5 protein-coding genes are annotated in these 16,092 nt (G+C 70.3%); 1 reads left to right on the top strand and 4 read right to left on the bottom strand.

Going from position 1 to position 16,092, the window contains the following annotated elements; translation table 11 throughout:
- Window positions 1–23: 23 nt before the first annotated feature.
- Window positions 24–10,475 carry a tetratricopeptide repeat protein gene (locus HS104_10355; GenBank protein MBE7480369.1) on the bottom strand — a complete coding sequence of 3,484 codons (10,452 nt, stop codon included), beginning with the start codon at window positions 10,473–10,475 and terminating at the stop codon, window positions 24–26.
- A gap of 188 nt (window positions 10,476–10,663) precedes the next feature.
- Here HS104_10355 and pap point away from each other — a divergent pair, with 188 nt between their 5' ends.
- Window positions 10,664–12,133 (top strand): polyphosphate:AMP phosphotransferase, encoded by a 1,470-nt coding sequence (pap, locus tag HS104_10350; GenBank protein MBE7480368.1) that lies wholly within the window; start codon window positions 10,664–10,666, stop codon window positions 12,131–12,133.
- A 427-nt stretch (window positions 12,134–12,560) separates the two neighbouring features.
- Here pap and upp read toward each other — a convergent pair whose 3' ends face one another.
- The 3 genes from upp to HS104_10335 are packed head-to-tail and all read right to left on the bottom strand — an operon-like array spanning window position 12,561 to window position 16,050.
- The gene (gene upp, locus HS104_10345; GenBank protein ID MBE7480367.1) at window positions 12,561–13,196 is read right to left on the bottom strand and encodes a uracil phosphoribosyltransferase; all 636 of its coding nucleotides are present in this window, start codon (window positions 13,194–13,196) and stop codon (window positions 12,561–12,563) included.
- Between the two features lie 15 nt (window positions 13,197–13,211).
- A complete protein-coding gene (locus HS104_10340) occupies window positions 13,212–14,096 on the bottom strand; it encodes a GGDEF domain-containing protein (GenBank protein MBE7480366.1) in 885 nt (294 codons plus the stop codon).
- Window positions 13,999–16,050: a YgiQ family radical SAM protein gene (locus HS104_10335; GenBank protein ID MBE7480365.1), complete on the bottom strand. Its 2,052-nt coding sequence runs from the start codon at window positions 16,048–16,050 to the stop codon at window positions 13,999–14,001. Before HS104_10335 ends, HS104_10340 begins: the two co-directional genes overlap by 98 nt.
- Between the last annotated feature and the right edge of the window lie 42 nt (window positions 16,051–16,092).

The raw sequence follows: 16,092 nt of genomic DNA, 5'->3' as shown, positions 1-16,092 counted from the left end.
AGTGACCCGGCATCGTCAAGCGCTCACGCCCCCTCGAGCTCGGACAGGAGCTGGCGCGCCAGGGCGTGCTCGGGGTTGTCGGAGAGCGCCTTGCTGGCGAGCATGCGCGCTCTCCGTGGGTCACCAGCGCGCTGTGCGAGCAGCGCCAGCTGATACTGCGCGTGCGCCTTGAGCTCGATGGTGACGGGCTCTCCGGAGTCGTCCTCGCCGGTGCGCAGCATGGTCACCCCGCGGAAGGCGCGGCCAGCTACCTCGGTCTCGTCCATGTCCAGCGCCAGCTGTCCGAGCTCCATCGCGAGCCGGGAGTTCTTCATGTCCATCTCGAAGGCCTTGGTGAGCGAAGCCAGCGCGTCGCTCAGGTCGCCCTCCGCGAGCTGGATTCGGCTCATCTCCCGAAACACGGGCGAGAGCTCCTTGGAGCGACGACCGCGGAAGGAAGCCACGACCTCGCCGAGCAAGGCCATCGCCTCTTCGCCGCGTCCCACGGCCGCGTAGGCCCGCGCGCACAGCACGCTGCCCTCGGTGTCGTCTGGCGCGAGCCCGCGGGCCTCGGCCAAGACCTCCACGGCACGACCGGGATCGCCATCGGGCATGAGCAGGAGGTTGCCCGCCGAGAGCAGGAGCTCGAAGCGTCGCTGCACTTGCTGCTCGGCTGATGCCTCCTCCAACACGAACTGCGCGAGCTCACGGTTGTCGCCGATCGACTCGTAGAGCGCGCGCAGTCGAGCCCGCAGACGCGCGTCGCCCGGAGCGAGCTTGTGGGCGCGCTCCAAGCCGCCGCGAGCGTCGCCGAAGCGGCCGGCGCGCTCGCAAGCGTCAGCCAGCGCGAGCGCCGCCTCGCTGAGTGCCTCACCGTCCTCGAGGGCGATGAGCTTGCGGTAGGCCATGCTGGCGGCGTCCCAGCGCTCGGCCCGGGACTCCAGCTCGGCCAACCTGCGCACGACCTCGCGGTCCTTGCCCAGCTGCTTGGCGAGCTCACCCAGGCGAACGCGCGCCGCTTCGACGTCACCAGAGCGCTCGAACACCTCCGCGAGCCGCAGCCCGAGCTCGCGGGCACGCTCCGGCTCGGCACGGGAGATGGCCCGCTCCAGGGCCGCGACCAGGTCGTAGGCCGCGTCTGGATCGACGGCGAAGGCCGCCTCCAGCGCCTGCACCGCCTCGTCGTCCCGCCCGACTTCGGAGAGGAGCGCGGCTCGCGCCCGGCTCACGTCGGGATCCCGGCCGACCTCTCCCGGAAGGGCCTCCAGGATCTGAAGGGCCACGTCGGACTCCCCGGCGCGCTGGTGCGCCTCGATCAGGCGACCCAAGAGCTCCCGATCGTTGGGCACCACGTTCACGGCATCTCTGAGCAGGCGGGCAGCACCGCCCCAATCCCCCGAAGCGGCGTAGCGCTCGAGCAGCGGATCACGCAGCTCCGCCGTGGTCGGACTGGCGACGAACCCGAGCTCGAGCGCGCGCTGCGCGCCGGCTTCGTCGTTGATGTCGTTGCGCAGCATGACCAGGCGGGACGCGAGCTCGACCGCAGCGTCGCCGCGCTCCACCCGGAGCAGCGCCTCCAGGGCGTCGGCGATGACGTAGGGGTCGTCCCTGAGCTCCGCCAGGCGGAGCACCGACTGGACCACCTCACGATCGCTCTTGTCCCACTCGAGCACTGCGCTGTACACGTCGTAGGCGTCGTCCGCACGACCCTGCGATTCGAGCAGCTTGCCCAGGTGGACCGAGCAGGCGACGATGCGCGGCACGTCCTGACGGTCCTTGGCGCTGTCGATCTGGGTCACCAGGAGCGCGGCGATCTGGTCGCGCTGCCCCGCCGCGTCCAGGATCGACAGCAGCCGATCGGCGGCGCGCTGCTGCCCGGGGTCCTCGTCGAGGATCTCCTGCAAGATGCTGGTCGCGTCGTGGCTCTTGCCCTCGTCGAGCAAGATCTCCGCTTGCTCCAGCCGGAGCTGAATGCGGTCGTCGCGCTCTTCAACCAGGGGCACGGTCTGCTCGATCAGCCGCACCAGCTCCTCCAGCGCGCCGAGCTTGCGGTACACGGCCGCGAGCGGCTCCCACACCTCGCGGTCGGCAGCGTCTTGCCCGAGGAGCGACTCGTAGATGCGCCGAGCCAGGGCAGCGTCGCCGGCATCCGCGGCGGCGCGCCGCGCCACCGTGAGGAGCAGCGCCCGGGACTCGTCCGGGGGCAGGAGCCTCGCTGCGCGTTCGCGCAGGCCGAGGGCTTCCGCGAGGTCCCCCTTCTCGTCGCACAGATCCGCGAGCTCGCACAGCGTCCACGCCGCGTCCGCGTCCGAGAGCCCGGAAGCGTCGCCTTCCCCGATGGCGGTCCGGAGCAGCGACTCCGCGAGATCGACGCGCTCGATGCGCTCTGCCAGCGCCACGCCTTCGCGCAGCGCCTCGGCGTGCGCTCCCGGCAGCGCCACCACGAGCGCGAGCGCCTCGGCCAGCGTCGCTTCGTCGTTCTTGGCGCGCGCGACGCGCTCGAACAACATCACCAGGGAGGAGTCCCCTGGGTGAGCCTGGACGGCGGCGCGCAGGAGCCGCTCGGCGCGCTCGAGATCGGGGCTTCGCTCCAGCGCGCGCTCCAGGACCTCGATGCCGCGGGCGAGCGCGGGCGGATCCTTCAGCCGGATCTCGGCCAAACGGTAGAAGGCGTCGGTCTCGATGCTGGTGTCACCCGAGGAAAGCGCGCCGGATACTCGGCGCTCGAGCACCTCTGCCTCCGCGCTCGCGTCGCCGAGCCAGTCGTACACGCGCCCCAGCGCCGCCCAAGCGCGATCGTCCGAGCTGGGGCTCTCGTCGAGCCCGCGGTGAATGCTCTTGGCCCGCTCGCGGATCCGCGCCTCGGCCTGGGCCAGTCCGCCGAGGTGCTCGGCGTGCAGGAAAGCCAGATCCGCCAGCGCCCGCGCGGCCTCCGCCGGCGATGCGGCCTGTCCGAGTCGCGTCTCCACGGAGCGCGCCAGGAGGTCGTAACGCCCGCGCTGCCGGAGCGTCGCCTCCAGCGCATCCGCCTCGCGCGCGCTCTCCAGCGCGGCCTCGAACGCCGAGTCCACCAGCTCGGCCGCGCGCAGGGAGTCGCCGGTCTTGCCGGCAATTTCGGCCAGGTCGAGCAGCGCCTCCGCCCGGCTCGGCGCGTCTTCGTCATCGCGCCCCAGCACGAGCAGGAGCGCGCGATACTGCTTCTCGGCCCGGTCGAGCTGGCCCTCCTCGAACGCCAGCTTGGCCAGGGCCTGCAGGATGCCGGGGTGCGCCGGATCGATCTTGTTGGCGAAGTCGAGCTCGGCGATGGCTTCCGCTCGACGCCCCGCGGCGAGCGAGACCCGTGCCAGCTGGAAGTGTACGAGCGCCCGGTCTTTCGGCTTGCGAGTGCCGTAGCGCTCGATCTGCTTCTTGAGCACCCCGAGCGCATCGTCGAAGCGCGACGCCTTGGTGAACGCCGCCGCCAACCCGAGCCGAAGCGAGGGCTCGTCCGGCGCGAGCTCGATGGCCTGCTCGAGGAGCGGGATCGCAGCGCCGGGGTCGTCCAGACGGTCGAGGTGGATTCGAGCCGTCTCCTGCAGGAGGCGGAGCCGCGCCTTCGCGTCGGGAGCGCGCTTCGCTTCAGTGGCCAAGAGCTCGGCCAGCGGCCCGAACGCTCGCTGCGCGCGGTACAGCTCCGCCAGACGTTGCCGCACCGCGCTCGCGTCCAGGGCGTTCTGCGCGGCATGCTCGAGGCGTGCCCGCGCCAGATCGGGCTGTCCGGCGCGCAGATAGGCCTCGGCCAGACGCAGCGCTCGCGGGCCGAGCTCGTCCCGACTCGAGCGCTCGCACAGCCGCTCCAGCGCCCGAGCCGCGTCCGCCGGTCGGCCCTCCGAATCGTGGATGCGCGCCAGCGCGTCGAGGGACGACTCACTGCCCAGCTCGGCTGCTGCCGCGTGGTTCGCGATGGCGCGGTCGGGAGCCCCCAGCCTGTTCTCGGCGATCTCGGCGGCGCGGGCGTAGAGCGCCGCCGCGGCCCCGGCATCGCCCAGGCTGGCCCGAGCCTTCGCCTGCTCTTCCCAGAAGCTCGCGATCTCGCCGTCCAGCTTCTGCTCTTCCAAGAGCAGCGCGAAGCGCGTGACTGCGCCCTGCGCTACGCGGTCCGCCGGATCCTCGGCGAAGAGCTCGCGAAAGTGCGTGAGCGCTTGGCTCGCGTCGGCGAGCCGGTCCGAGCACAGGCACGCGGCTTCGAACAGGAGCTCCCGGCGTTTGTCCTTCGGGAACGGGAGCTCGGTCCCGCGCAGGTAGAGCGCCACCACCGCGGCGTGATCGCCGTCGTCCGCCAGTCGCTTACCCAGAACCTCCAGCGTGGCGAGGGCCGCCGCTCCGGCGCCAGAGCCCGCGTGCGCTTCGGGGTCCTCACCAGCCGTCCAGGCTGCGATCGCCGCGCTGGCGAGCTTCTCCGCCAGCGCCCTGGCGCGCGGGCGATCGGCCTTGGCATCGAGCACCAGGAGGGCGCGATCCCACGCTCCGGCGCCGACGAACGCCTCTAGCGCCGACTCCAGATCGCCGGTGCGAGCCAGGTGGATATTTCCGAGCTCGATCGTCAATGCCGTGCGGCGCGCCGCGTCCTCCGCTGCTGCTGCTTCTTCGGCGGTGAGCGCGGCGAGCTCCGGCCAACTCTCGTCGCTTTGGTACAGCCCCGCGAGCGCCTCGTAGCTCTCGGCGTCCGCGCCGAGCTCAGCCCGGATCGACCTCCAGGCCTGGATGGCGCGAGCCCGATCGCCGAGCTGATCTGCCCACAAGCGCGCCACGAAGGTGCGATCTCGGCGCGCCGCTTCGGGTGGCGAGAGCGCCGCTCGCGCCGTGAGCACCTCGATCAGCTCGGGCCAGTTTCCGGCGGCGGCCACGGCATCCGCCAGCCCGTCCAGGGCCTCCATGTCCCGCGAGTCGTCCGCGAGACGGGCACGCCACGCGCGCACCGCACGCTCCCAGTCCTTGAGCGCGCGACCGGACACGCGCGCCGCGGCGCCGAGCGCCGCTTTCCTGCGCTCGGGCTCGTCCTCCAGCTCTGCCAGCTTCTCCAGCACGGTGACCCGGTCGGCGGCCTTGCCCGCCGCCTCCAGCAACGGATCCAGCTCGCGAGCGGCGCTGAGCGCCCGCGCGCGGTCGTCGTGCGCCTCCGCCAGCACCCGCTGGTAGAGCTCGCTGGCCCCGGCCGCGTCAGCGAGCTCGGTCTTGCGCGCGGAGGCCGCCTCCAGCAGTAGATCGAGCCGAACATCGGCGTCGCTCGCGCCGTCCGCGATGGTGGTCAGGAGCTCCGCGCGACGTTCGTGATCACCGGTGCGACCGGCCAGCTCGGCGAGCCGGACCCGGTGCAAGGCTTCGTGGGGCTCGAGCGCGACCAACTGCGCGACGCTCTCGAACGCGCCTTGGTAGTCGCCGACCGAGTCGAGCTTCAGCTGGATGATCTTCTCCAGCCGGGAGACGCGCTCCTGCTTCGTGTCGGCGAGCTCGAGCTCCACCTCGAGCATGCGCGCGACGTCTCCGATCTGGCTCGCCGCCTCGTAGCGCTTGCGCAGGAGCTCGGCAGCGGCGTGGCGCACGCTCTTCGCCTTGCTCTTCTTCTTCTTCGACTCTTCGCTCGGAGCCAGCGACTCTCGCGCCGAAGGCAGCGCGACCAGGCGTTCGAGCAGCTCCGGCAGCTCGGGCCTGGGGCTCGGGTCCGCCATCAGCTTCTCCAGCAGGCCGTACGCCTCGACCGGATCCCCCAGGTCGAGCCAGAGCCGAGTCAGGCGCACCAAGAGATCGCCCTTGAGGGCGCCGCTCGCCGGGCCGAGCCGCCGCGTGAGCAGCGCGATCAAGGGTCGCGTCCGCCCCTCGCGCTCGTAGAGCCGCTCGAGCGAGGCCTCGATGCGGGCGTCTCCGGGCGCTAGCTGGTCGAGCCGCTCCAGGTAGTCGATGGCGCGGTCGGCGTCGTTCGCGAAGTCCTTCGCCGCCATCGCCGCCTCGCGCAAGAGCTCGATCTTGCGAGCGGGGTCCGCTTCGCGCCCGAGCGCGCGGTCGTACAGCTCGAAGAGCTCGGGCCAGCGCGCCGAGTTGTTGAAGGCGAGCTTGAGGCGATCGAAGGCCCAGTCTGCGCCCGGGCACAGCTCGAGCACGCGGGTCAGGAGCGAGACGACCCGCTCGGCGTCCTCGAACCACTCCTCGTTGAACTCGACGAAGCGGCGCCCGAGCTCCTCGGCCACTTCGGGAGCCAGCTGTCGGTCGAGCGCTCGCGCGTAGGCCTCGGCCACCGGATCGGGCCGGTTCAGCCGGCGCGCCACGCGCTCCGCGGCGTCCCAGAGATCCGACTGGCCCGGCGCCTCTTCGGCGCCGCCGAGCGCGATGCCGAGCGTCGCCTCGTCGTCGTCCTCGCGGCACTCGAGCAGCTTGCGATACCAGCGCCCGCGGGCGTCGGCCAGAGCGTCCACGCCGCGCGAGACGTCGAGCAGCGACTGAAGCATCTCGGCGCGGGCCTCGCGCGTCTCGGCGTTCTCCGCAACCCGCTCCAGGAGCATCGCTGCTTCCGCGCGGGCCTCGTCGAACGACAGCGCAGCGCGCACCAGCCGCATCACCTCGGGGTCCCCGGGAGCGGCGTCGAGCAGGCGCTCCAGCGTCCCGAGTGCGTCCTTCGGTCGGCCCAGGCGTTCGATCCAGAGCGACACCATGCCGAGCTCGGCCGTGGTCCGCTGCTCGCCCTCGGAGCGTTCGCGCAGGTTCTGCAAGGTCTGGAGCGCACCCTCGGGGTCTCCATGGGTGGACTGCAGGCGAGCCAGCTGCGAGAGCGCGTCCAGGCGCTCCGGGTCGCGATCGAGCACGCGCTTGTAGAGCTCGATGGCCGCTGCCGGATTGCCGAGCGTCGTCTCTTCGGCGAGCGCCCACGCGATCAGCACCGTGGTCGGATCCGCCGCGCGTGACGCGCGCCACTCGAACAGCCAGCGCCGGTCGGCGACCCGCGCCGCCGTCAGCTCGCTGGTCGCGAGGAACACGGTGAACGCCTCGGCGGCCGCCTGCACGTCTTCGCTCCCGCCCTCGAGCACCCGACGGTAGATCTCCGCGACCTCGTCGCGATGGTCGGCCGTGGCGGCCAACACGCGCGCCCGCGCGAGCAGCACCTGACGCATGCGAGAGGGGTCCAGACCCTCGCGCGCGAGCACGCCGTCGGTCAGCACCACGAACACCTCGACAGCGTTCGCCTGCACGGCGGCGCCCTCGAGCGAGAGCAGCAGCGCGACCACGTCCCGCTCGTCGGCCCCCGCCCGGTGCAGGACGCCGAAGGCCTCCGGGACCTTCTCCCAGGCGCCGGCCGCCGCATACAGCTCGATCAGCCGCCGCGCAGCCTCCGCCTCGTCGGGGCTCACCCCGAGCACCCGCTCGTACATGCGGCGCGCCCGCTCGTCGTCGCCCGCGGCGTCGGCGGCGCGCGCGCCTTCGAGCCAGGATTTGGCAGCGGACTCGGGGTCCACGAGCTGCTTGGCTTGGACCAGGCCGAGCTTCTCCAAGAGCTGAGCGCGATCCTCCGGCGCCCCGGCTACGGCGATGCGCCGTTCGAGCACGCTCTTCATCGTCTCCGCGTCACCGTTGGAGTGCGCGAGCAGCTCGACGTTCTCGAGCACCGTGTCGGAGAGCTCCGCGTGGGCGAGCAGCTCCCGGTAGTGCTCCAGCGCCCTGCCGCTGTCGGTCTCCGCGGCGACCTCGGCCATACGGAGCAGGGTGGCGTTCCGGCGCTCGCCCTCGTGGAAGGCCAGCGCGCGCTCGAGCTCGGCGTAGAGCAGCGCGAGCTCGCGGCTCTGGCCGTAGCTCTCGACCAGCGCCTGGTGGGCGACCGCGTCCCTCGGGTCGTCTTCCAGGGCTCGGTGCCAGATGGCGACCGCCTCGTCCGGGCGGCCGAGCTCGCTGCCGAGCAGCCGGGCCATGGAGTGGAGCAGCTGCTTCTTGCGCTCGCCTTCGGGCCCGCGCCCGAGCGCGTCGCGATACAGCGTGAGGCGTTCCTCCGGGCTGCCTTGCTCCGCGAGCAGCTCGTCGATGCGGGCGAGCAACTCGGGGTTCGAAGGCTCGAACGAGAGCGCACGGCGGTAGACCGCCGTGGCACGCTGGGGATCGCCAGCGGCGACCAGCGCCTCAGCCGCGGCGCTGGCCAGCGCGAGCATCTCCGGGCTGTCGACGGCGTGGTCCGCCAGTGCTCGAGCGAGCGCTGCTGCCTTCTCCAAGGGGCGACCGGACTCCGTCCCGAGCGTCTGCACGCGCTCGAGCCAGGTCGGGATCGCGTCACGCGAGCTCTCGACCACCAGGCCGAGTGCCCGCCCCGCCAGCTCCAGCCCACGCGTGGGATCCTTCAGGTGACTCTCTGCGATGCGCAGCGCCTCTTCGAACGCTGCCAGGCAGAGCGCCCGGTCCTCTGACAGCTCCGCCCGGGTCTCGAGCACGCGAAGCAGGCCCGTGCCCGGCTCCTCGTCGCGGTACACACCCTCGAGGACGTCCGCCGCCGCGAGCCGCGCGGAGCCGGAGAGCAGCAGCTTCTCGACCGCGGTCCGGCTCACCTTGTCGGTCGGGTCCGTCTCCAGCGCCTTCTTGTACGCCTCGAGGCCACCGGTCACGTCGTCCAAGCGCGAGATCTTCAGCTGCGCTAGGCGGTTCAAGAGCGCGACCCACTCGGTGAGCGGAGCTTGCTCGATGTCCCGTTCGAGCACCCAGGCCAGCTCCTTCCACTGCTTTTCCTGCTCGAGCAGCGGGATCATCTGGGCGTGAGCGTCACGGGCCGGACCGAACCGAGCGAGGTACGCGCGCCAGGCGGCGAGCGCGGCGTGTTTGTCCCGCCCCTTCGTGGTGCGAAGCTCCGCCGCGCGGAACATCAAGTGGCGGCCTTCGCCCGGCTCCTTGGCGCGGGCGGCCCGGCGCTCGGTCACGTCGATGAGCCCCTCGAAGTCGCCGGCCTCCTCGTACAGGCTTTGGAGCTTCTTGAGCGAGTCGTCCGCCCAAGGTGAGTCGACCAGCGCACGGTACGCCGTGATCGCCTTGCCGGGATCGTTCAGCTCTCCCTCGGCCAGCTTCGCGAGGCGGCGCGCACCAGCGTTGCGCTGCTCCGGGTCCGTCTCGAGCCGGACCCAAAGCTCGAGGCTGGCGGCGATCGCCTTCGAGTCGCCAGCCTTGTCGGCGAGCTCGGTCAGGTGGCGAGCCGCAGTGAGGGTCGCGGCGGGGTCGCTGCCGTCCTCCACGACCTGCTTGAACGCGGCCTCGGCGCGCTTCACGTCACCGGAGCGCAGGTAGACGGTGCCGATCTCCGCGCCGACGCGGGCGCGCACCGCCGGGTCTTTGCAGGTGCCGAGGGCGCGATTGAGCAGCTTCGCGGCTTCGGCGGGCTGGTTCAGGCTCAGAGACAGCTCGACGAAACGCCGCCGAGCTTCGTCCTCGCCGGGCTCCGCGCTCACCACAGGCCCCAGGAGCTCGAGCGCACCCGCGGGATCGCCGCCGTCCTGCTTGATGAACGCCAGGCGGCGCTGCACCTCCAGGCGGCGCGGCCCGCGCACCGTCTTGAGCTCGAGGTTCAGCATGGCCGCGGCCTGATCGGCCAGACCCAGCTTGAAGTAGGCGTCCGACAACGCCGCGGCCACCCGCGCGGCGACCGCGCGGTTGTCCAAGAGCGCTTCCGCCGCACGCCGCGCCTCGGCGTGCTCCGGCGCTTGCGCGAGCAGCGCCTCGATGTGCGGGACGGCGCGGTGAGGTTCGCCGATGTCCTTGGTGTAGAGCTCGAGCAGCCGGCAGCGGATCTGGAAAGCCTCGACCTCGGACGGGGCCGGATCTCGAGCGAGCGCGGCCTCCAGGATCTTCACCGCCTCGCGCTGCTTGCCCGAGCGCACCAGCCGCTGTTCGAGTGTGTCGCGTACCCAGCTGTCCGCGGGATCGAGCTTGTGCAGCCGCGTGAGCGCGTCGATGCTGACCTCGCCCAGGCTCGGCACGTCGGCGGCGACCTCGATCACTTGCCTGAGGCGCCGGTGTTGGCTGGCTGGATCTCGCTCGTGGGTCGCCAGATCCAGGTAGAGCTTGGCGAGGCGCGCGTCGTCGCCCGCGTCGCCGAAGATCTTCTCGAGCTTCGCCACAATCTCTGGATGCCCGGGCTGGGCCGTGAGCACGCGTTCGGCGTAACTCACTGCGCCGTCGGGATCGCCGAAGATGTCCGCGAAGAAGTGCGTCGCTTGCAGGAACACCGCGGCCTGGGCCTCGGGACCGAGGAGCTTCACCCGCCGATCCTGAGCCAGGCTCTCGTACGCGAAGGCGAGGTCGGCGACCTTGTCCTGCGCCGTCGCCACGGCGTGGAGCTTCTCGAACAGGGCTGGAAAGACCTGGCCTTTGGCGGCGGCGTTCACCAGCGTGTCGAGCACCGCTTGTGGGTTCTCGAGGGGACCATCGAGCAGCTCGTCGAGCTCCTCGATCCGCAAGATGCGACTGCCTGGCCCCCTGCTCCCTTTGGTGTTCGCCATTCGTCCCTTCGACAGTCCCCGGGCCAGTAACGCTAACAGACTCGCGGGGTTTTGGACGCGACGACATCGGTGCTGAGCATTTGCGCCGTGCCTCGCCCAGGCTGGGCCGGAGAGCCGGGCAGAAATTGCGCCGCAGGAGGGCTCGATAGTCGCGCGGCCGCCGCGCGGCCGGCGGTAGAGATCGGGACATGTTCGAAACCGCGGAGCTCGGGCGCACGCTGGACAAGGAAGAGTTCTCGGAGCGCGCGCGCGCACTGCGCATCGCGCTCCTGTCGGTCCAGCAGGAGCTCTCGGCTGCGGACTTCCCCGTGCTCATCGTGCTCGGCGGCGTGGACGGCGCGGGCAAAGGCGAGTCGATGAACCGGCTCTTCGAGTGGATGGATGCTCGCGGGCTCGTCAGCTACGCGACGGACGAGCCCACGCAGGACGAGCGCGAGCGCCCCGAGTACTGGCGCTACTGGATGGCGCTGCCGCCCAAGGGTCGCATCGGGATCTTCCTCGGAGGGTGGTACGCGCCGGCGCTGGAAGAGAAGATCTCCGCACGCGTCAGCGACGACCATTTCGACGCCGCGTTGCGCCGCGCGAGCACGTTCGAGAAGAACCTGGCTGACGACGGCGCGCTCATCATCAAGCTCTGGCTCCACATCAGCAAGAAGGTCCAGAAGAAGCGCTTCGAAAAGCTCGAAGACAACCCGGACACCAGCTGGCGAGTGACCAAGCAGGACTGGAAGCGCCACGAACGCTACGACGACATCCGCAAGAGCTGCGAGCACATGATCCGCGAGACCAGCACCGGGGAGGCGTCCTGGACCGTGATCGAGAGCGGCGACGCACGCTTCCGGGACATCGCCGTCGCCGAGCACGTCCTCGACCGCATCCGCGAGCGCCTGAAGAACCCCCTACCTTCGTCCCAAGGGCGGCCCGCCTCCACCGACCTGCCGGACCCCCACACCATCCTCGACTCCCTGGATCTGTCCAAGAAGATCGACGACAAGAGCTACGAGCGCGAGCTCGAGCAGCTGCAAGGCCGCATGAACCGCCTGTCGCGGAAGGTGCAGAAGCGCCAGCGCGGCGTGCTCATGCTGTTCGAGGGCTGGGACGCCGCCGGCAAGGGCGGCGCGATCCGGCGCATCACCGGCGCGCTGGACGCGCGGGCCTACCGCGTCATCCCCATCGCCGCGCCCACCGACGAGGAGCGCGCCCACCACTATCTGTGGCGGTTCTGGCGTCACCTCCCGCGCCTGGGCAAGTTCACCATCTACGATCGCAGCTGGTACGGGCGCGTGCTCGTCGAACGCGTTGAAGGCTTCGCCAGCGAACGGGCCTGGATGCGTGCGTACAAGGAGATCAACGACTTCGAGGAGCAGCTCGTCGAAAAGGGCATCATCGTGCTCAAGTACTGGATGCACATCAGCCGCGACGAACAACTCCGGCGCTTCCAGGAGCGCGAGCGCGAGGCATACAAGCAGTACAAGATCGGGCCCGACGACTACCGCAACCGAGCCAAGACCAACGCCTACGAAGGCGCCGCGAACGACATGATCGAGCGCACCAGCACCGAGTACGCGCCGTGGATCCTGATCGAGGCGGAGGACAAGCGCCTGGCACGCATCAAGGTGCTGCGCGAGGCCTGCGCGCACATCGAAAGCGCGCTCTAGCGAGAGACTCGGTCACCCGGACTCCAGGTGCCCCCGGAAAGGGCGAACCCTGGCGCCCTTGGGCGCTTCGCCGTTCGGGTCTTGGATTCGCCCGCGAGCCTCCGACCCGGGATCCCTGATCAGGTCGGACGACGTGCTGGGATCAGCGCTCGGGACAAGAGGAGCATCGCGTCGGGCGAGGCGGTCTCGGGTCTGACACCAAATCTTCTTCTTCTGTCGTGGCGTCGTGACCTCGTGGCGTCGTGGCGCAAGTTCTCCGAGCGACCCGGGATCCCCGGTCAGGTCGGACGACGCGCTGGGATCAGCGCTCGGGGCAAGAGGAGCATCGCATCGGGCGAGGCTCTCTCGGGTCTGACACCAAATCTTCTTCTTCTGTCGTGGCGTCGTGGCGTCGTGGCGTCGTGGCGCAAATTCTCCGAACCCCGTGTTACTTGGTGCCGTAGAGCCGGTCGCCGGCGTCACCGAGCCCCGGCAGGATGTAGCCGTGGTCGTTCAGCCGCTCGTCGATGGCGGGCGTGTAGATCGGCACGTCCGGGTGCTGCCTCCGGAACGTGGCGATGCCCTCGGGCGCGGCGAGCAGGCAGACGTACTTGACGCTCTTGGGCCCAGTCGCCTTCACGCGGGCGACCGCTGCGGCGGCGCTGTTGCCGGTCGCCAGCATGGGGTCCATGACGATCACGTCGCGATCGTGCATCTCGCTCGGCACCTTGAAGAAGTACTCGACCGGCTCCAGCGTCTTGGGATCCCGGTACAGGCCGATGTGACCGACTCGAGCGCTCGGCACGATGCGCAGCATGCCGTCCAGCATGCCGGTGCCGGCACGGAGCACGCTAATCAGCACGATCTTCTTGCCTTCGAGCAGCGGCGCTCGCATCGGCGAGAGCGGCGTCTCGATGTCCTCCATCACCAGCGGCAGGTCGCGGGTGACCTCGTAGGCCATCAGCATGCTGAGCTCCTGCAAGAGCGCGCGGAACGAGCTGGTGCTGGTGTCCTTCCTCCGCATCAGCGTGAGCTTGTGCTGGATCAAGGGGTGATTGATCACGAAGACGTTATCTTCCGACATCGCTCTCTCCAGGAGTCAGCGGCAGACGCGATTCTTACCACCCTGCTTCGCGCGGTACAGCGCCTCGTCCGCCTTTTGGAACAGGTCCTTCGCGTCCGCCGCGTCCGCCGGGAACGTCGCCACGCCGATGGAGATGCCCGGTCTGAGCGGGATGCCGTCCTTCTCGAACGGGTGTGAGCCGATCGCGGCACGGATCTCCTCCGCCACGCCGACCGCCGCTTCCGCCTCGAACCCGGGCAGCGCCGCCAAGAACTCGTCCCCACCGAAGCGCGATCCGATGCCGCGCTGGCCCACGACCTGTCCGATGAGCTTGCCGCTCGCGCCGATCACGTAGGCACCGAACAGGTGCCCGTGGGTGTCGTTGATCTTCTTGATGCCGTCCAGGTCCATGACCAGCAGCGCCACCGTCTTGCTCTGGCGCTTGGCGGCGTCGATCATCTGCTCGAGCTCGGCGTCGAACTTGCGTCGCACGAACAGCCCGGACAGGTCGTCGATGTTCAGCAAGCGTTCGACGACCTGGTTGTAGGCCTGCGCGACCCCGTCCTGGAGCTCGAAGCGGACCACGGTCGTCCCGAGCACTATGTTGTCGTTGGGAGAGAGCACAGCGTCGGTGACCTTCTCACCGTTCAGCGTGACCCCGTTGGTGCTGCCGAGATCGACCAGCGCCCAGGCGTCGCCCCGATCGTCGATGCTGGCGTGGTGCCAGGAGACGAGACCATCCGACAGCGTGAGCGCGGCGTCGGGATCCCGCCCGAGCAGCAGCGTGCGATCGACGATCACGCGGCTGCCGACGTCCTTCTCGCTACCGCTGACGACGACCAGCACGGGGCGGTGCGGCGCCTTCACGCGGCGCATCACCTCGCTCTGCACGCCCTCCTCCGCCTTGAGCGTCTTGGGCACGCCCGTGGGACGCCGTCCGTGGCCCTCGCTCGACACGTCCGCCCTTATACCATCCTCCCTTGGGCGGTCCCTCCCGGGCCGGACGAGCCGGCGGGATCAGCGCGCTGTCTCTGGTGCCGATCAGGTCGCTCCTGCCGGCCTTTCTCAGCGCTTCCCGGGCCAGCGGCCAGTGCTCGGGATCCCACCAGAAGATCAGCGCCTTCAAGAGCCGCTTGTCGCGCAGCTCCCGCGCCACCGGCACCGGCTCTCCCGTGAACGGGTCGAGGCCCGTGAAGTACATCGCCGTGGCCACCGCCATCGGCGTGGGGATGAAGTCTTGGACCTGGCGCGGGCGCATGTCGTTCCGCTTCAGGTAGCGCGCGAGCTCGATGGTGTCCGCGAGCGTCGAGCCCGGATGCCCGGTGATGTAGTACGGCACCAGGTACTGCTCCTTGCCGGCGGCGTCGCTGGCCTGACAGAACGCCTGCGCGAACCTCTCGTAGGTCTCGACTCCGGGCTTCTTCATCTTGTCGAGCACCTCGGGATCGACGTGCTCGGGCGCGACCGAGAGCTGCCCTCCGGTGTGGTGCTCGGCGAGCTCGCGGATGAAGGCCGGGCTCTTCACCGCCAAGTCGTAGCGCACGCCGGAGGCGATGAAGACTCGCTTCACTCCCTTCTCGCGCCTCACCTTGCGCAGGAGCTGCACGAGCGGATCGTGATCGGTGACGAGGTTCTCGCACACCCCAGGGTGAACGCAGGAGAGCCGGCGGCACGCCGCTTCGATCTTCGGCTCCTTGCAGTGCAGCTTGTACATGTTGGCGGTGGGGCCGCCGACGTCGGTCACGACCCCGGAGAAGCCGCTCATGCGGGAGAGCTGCCGGATTTCGTCGAGCACGCTCCGTTCCGACCGGCTCTGGATGATCCGGCCCTCGTGCTCGGTGATGCTGCAGAAGGTGCAGCCGCCGAAGCAGCCGCGCATCGTCACGATCGAGTGCTTGACGGTCTCGAAGGCGGGGATGCGCTCCTGCCCGTACGAGAAGTGCGGGCGCCGCGCGAAGGGCAGCGCGTACAGGCCATCCATGTCGGCCTCCGCCAGCGGCAACGCAGGCGGGTTCAGGTACACGGCCTCCTGACCGTGAACTTGCAGCAAGGGACGCCCGTTGTGGGCGTTCGTCTCCTTCTGGAAGAGCGCCGTCATCTTGGCGAACGCGCGCTTGTCACGGCTCACGTCGTCGAAGGACGGCAAGACCACCAGCTTGCCGTCCGTCACGAAGCGACTCGGGGCGTCCGCGAGCGGCTGCCACTCGGCCGGGTTCTTCTTGACCACCGCGGTGCCTCGGACGTCGTGGAGGTCGCTCGCGCGCTCGCCGGCCGCGAGCCGCTGGGCGATCTCCCAAGCGGCGCGCTCGCCCATGCCGAACACCAGGAGGTCCGCCTTGGCGTCGAGCAGCACGGAGCGCCGCACCGAGTCCGACCAGTAGTCGTAGTGCGCGATGCGCCGCAGGGACGCCTCGATCCCGCCGAGCACCACCGGCAGGCCCGGAAACGCCTGCCGGCACAGGTTGGCGTAGACGATGCTCGCGCGGTTCGGGCGCTGGTTCGGGCGCCCGCCGGGCGAGTACTGGTCGTCGGAGCGCACCTTCTTCTGCGCGGTGAGCTTGTTCAGCATGCTGTCCAGGTTGCCGGCGCTGACGCCGACGAAGAGGCGCGGCCGCCCCATCACCCGGAGCGCTTCGGGACCGTCCCAGCGGGGCTGAGCCAAGAGGCCCACGCGGTAGCCTCGCCCCTCCAGGAAGCGCGCGATCAGCACCGGCCCGAACGCCGGATGATCCACGTAGGCGTCGCCGGTCACGATCAGGATGTCGAGCTCTTCCCAGCCCCGGGCGTCCATCTCCGCGCGGGAGGTCGGCAAGAAGGCCCGGAGCTCGCTCGGCGACGGAGCGCTTCGATGGCGGCGGAGCGGGACCAGGCTCATGGCGAGCCCCGGATATGGCACCCGAGGCGCCCGCCGTCGAGG

The sequence above is a fragment of the Polyangiaceae bacterium genome (genome assembly GCA_015075635.1).
GTDB lineage: Bacteria > Myxococcota_A > Polyangia > Polyangiales > Polyangiaceae > JADJKB01.
This window is presented reverse-complemented; position numbering and strand designations above follow the sequence as displayed.

What these genes read in the sequence shown, in the direction of transcription:
- HS104_10355 (MBE7480369.1), bottom strand. Translation starts at nt 10,475, where the DNA reads ATGGCGAACACCAAAGGGAGCAGGGGGCCAGGCAGTCGCATCTTGCGG.
- upp (MBE7480367.1), bottom strand. Translation starts at nt 13,196, where the DNA reads ATGTCGGAAGATAACGTCTTCGTGATCAATCACCCCTTGATCCAGCAC.
- pap (MBE7480368.1), top strand. Translation starts at nt 10,664, where the DNA reads ATGTTCGAAACCGCGGAGCTCGGGCGCACGCTGGACAAGGAAGAGTTC.
- HS104_10335 (MBE7480365.1), bottom strand. Translation starts at nt 16,050, where the DNA reads ATGAGCCTGGTCCCGCTCCGCCGCCATCGAAGCGCTCCGTCGCCGAGC.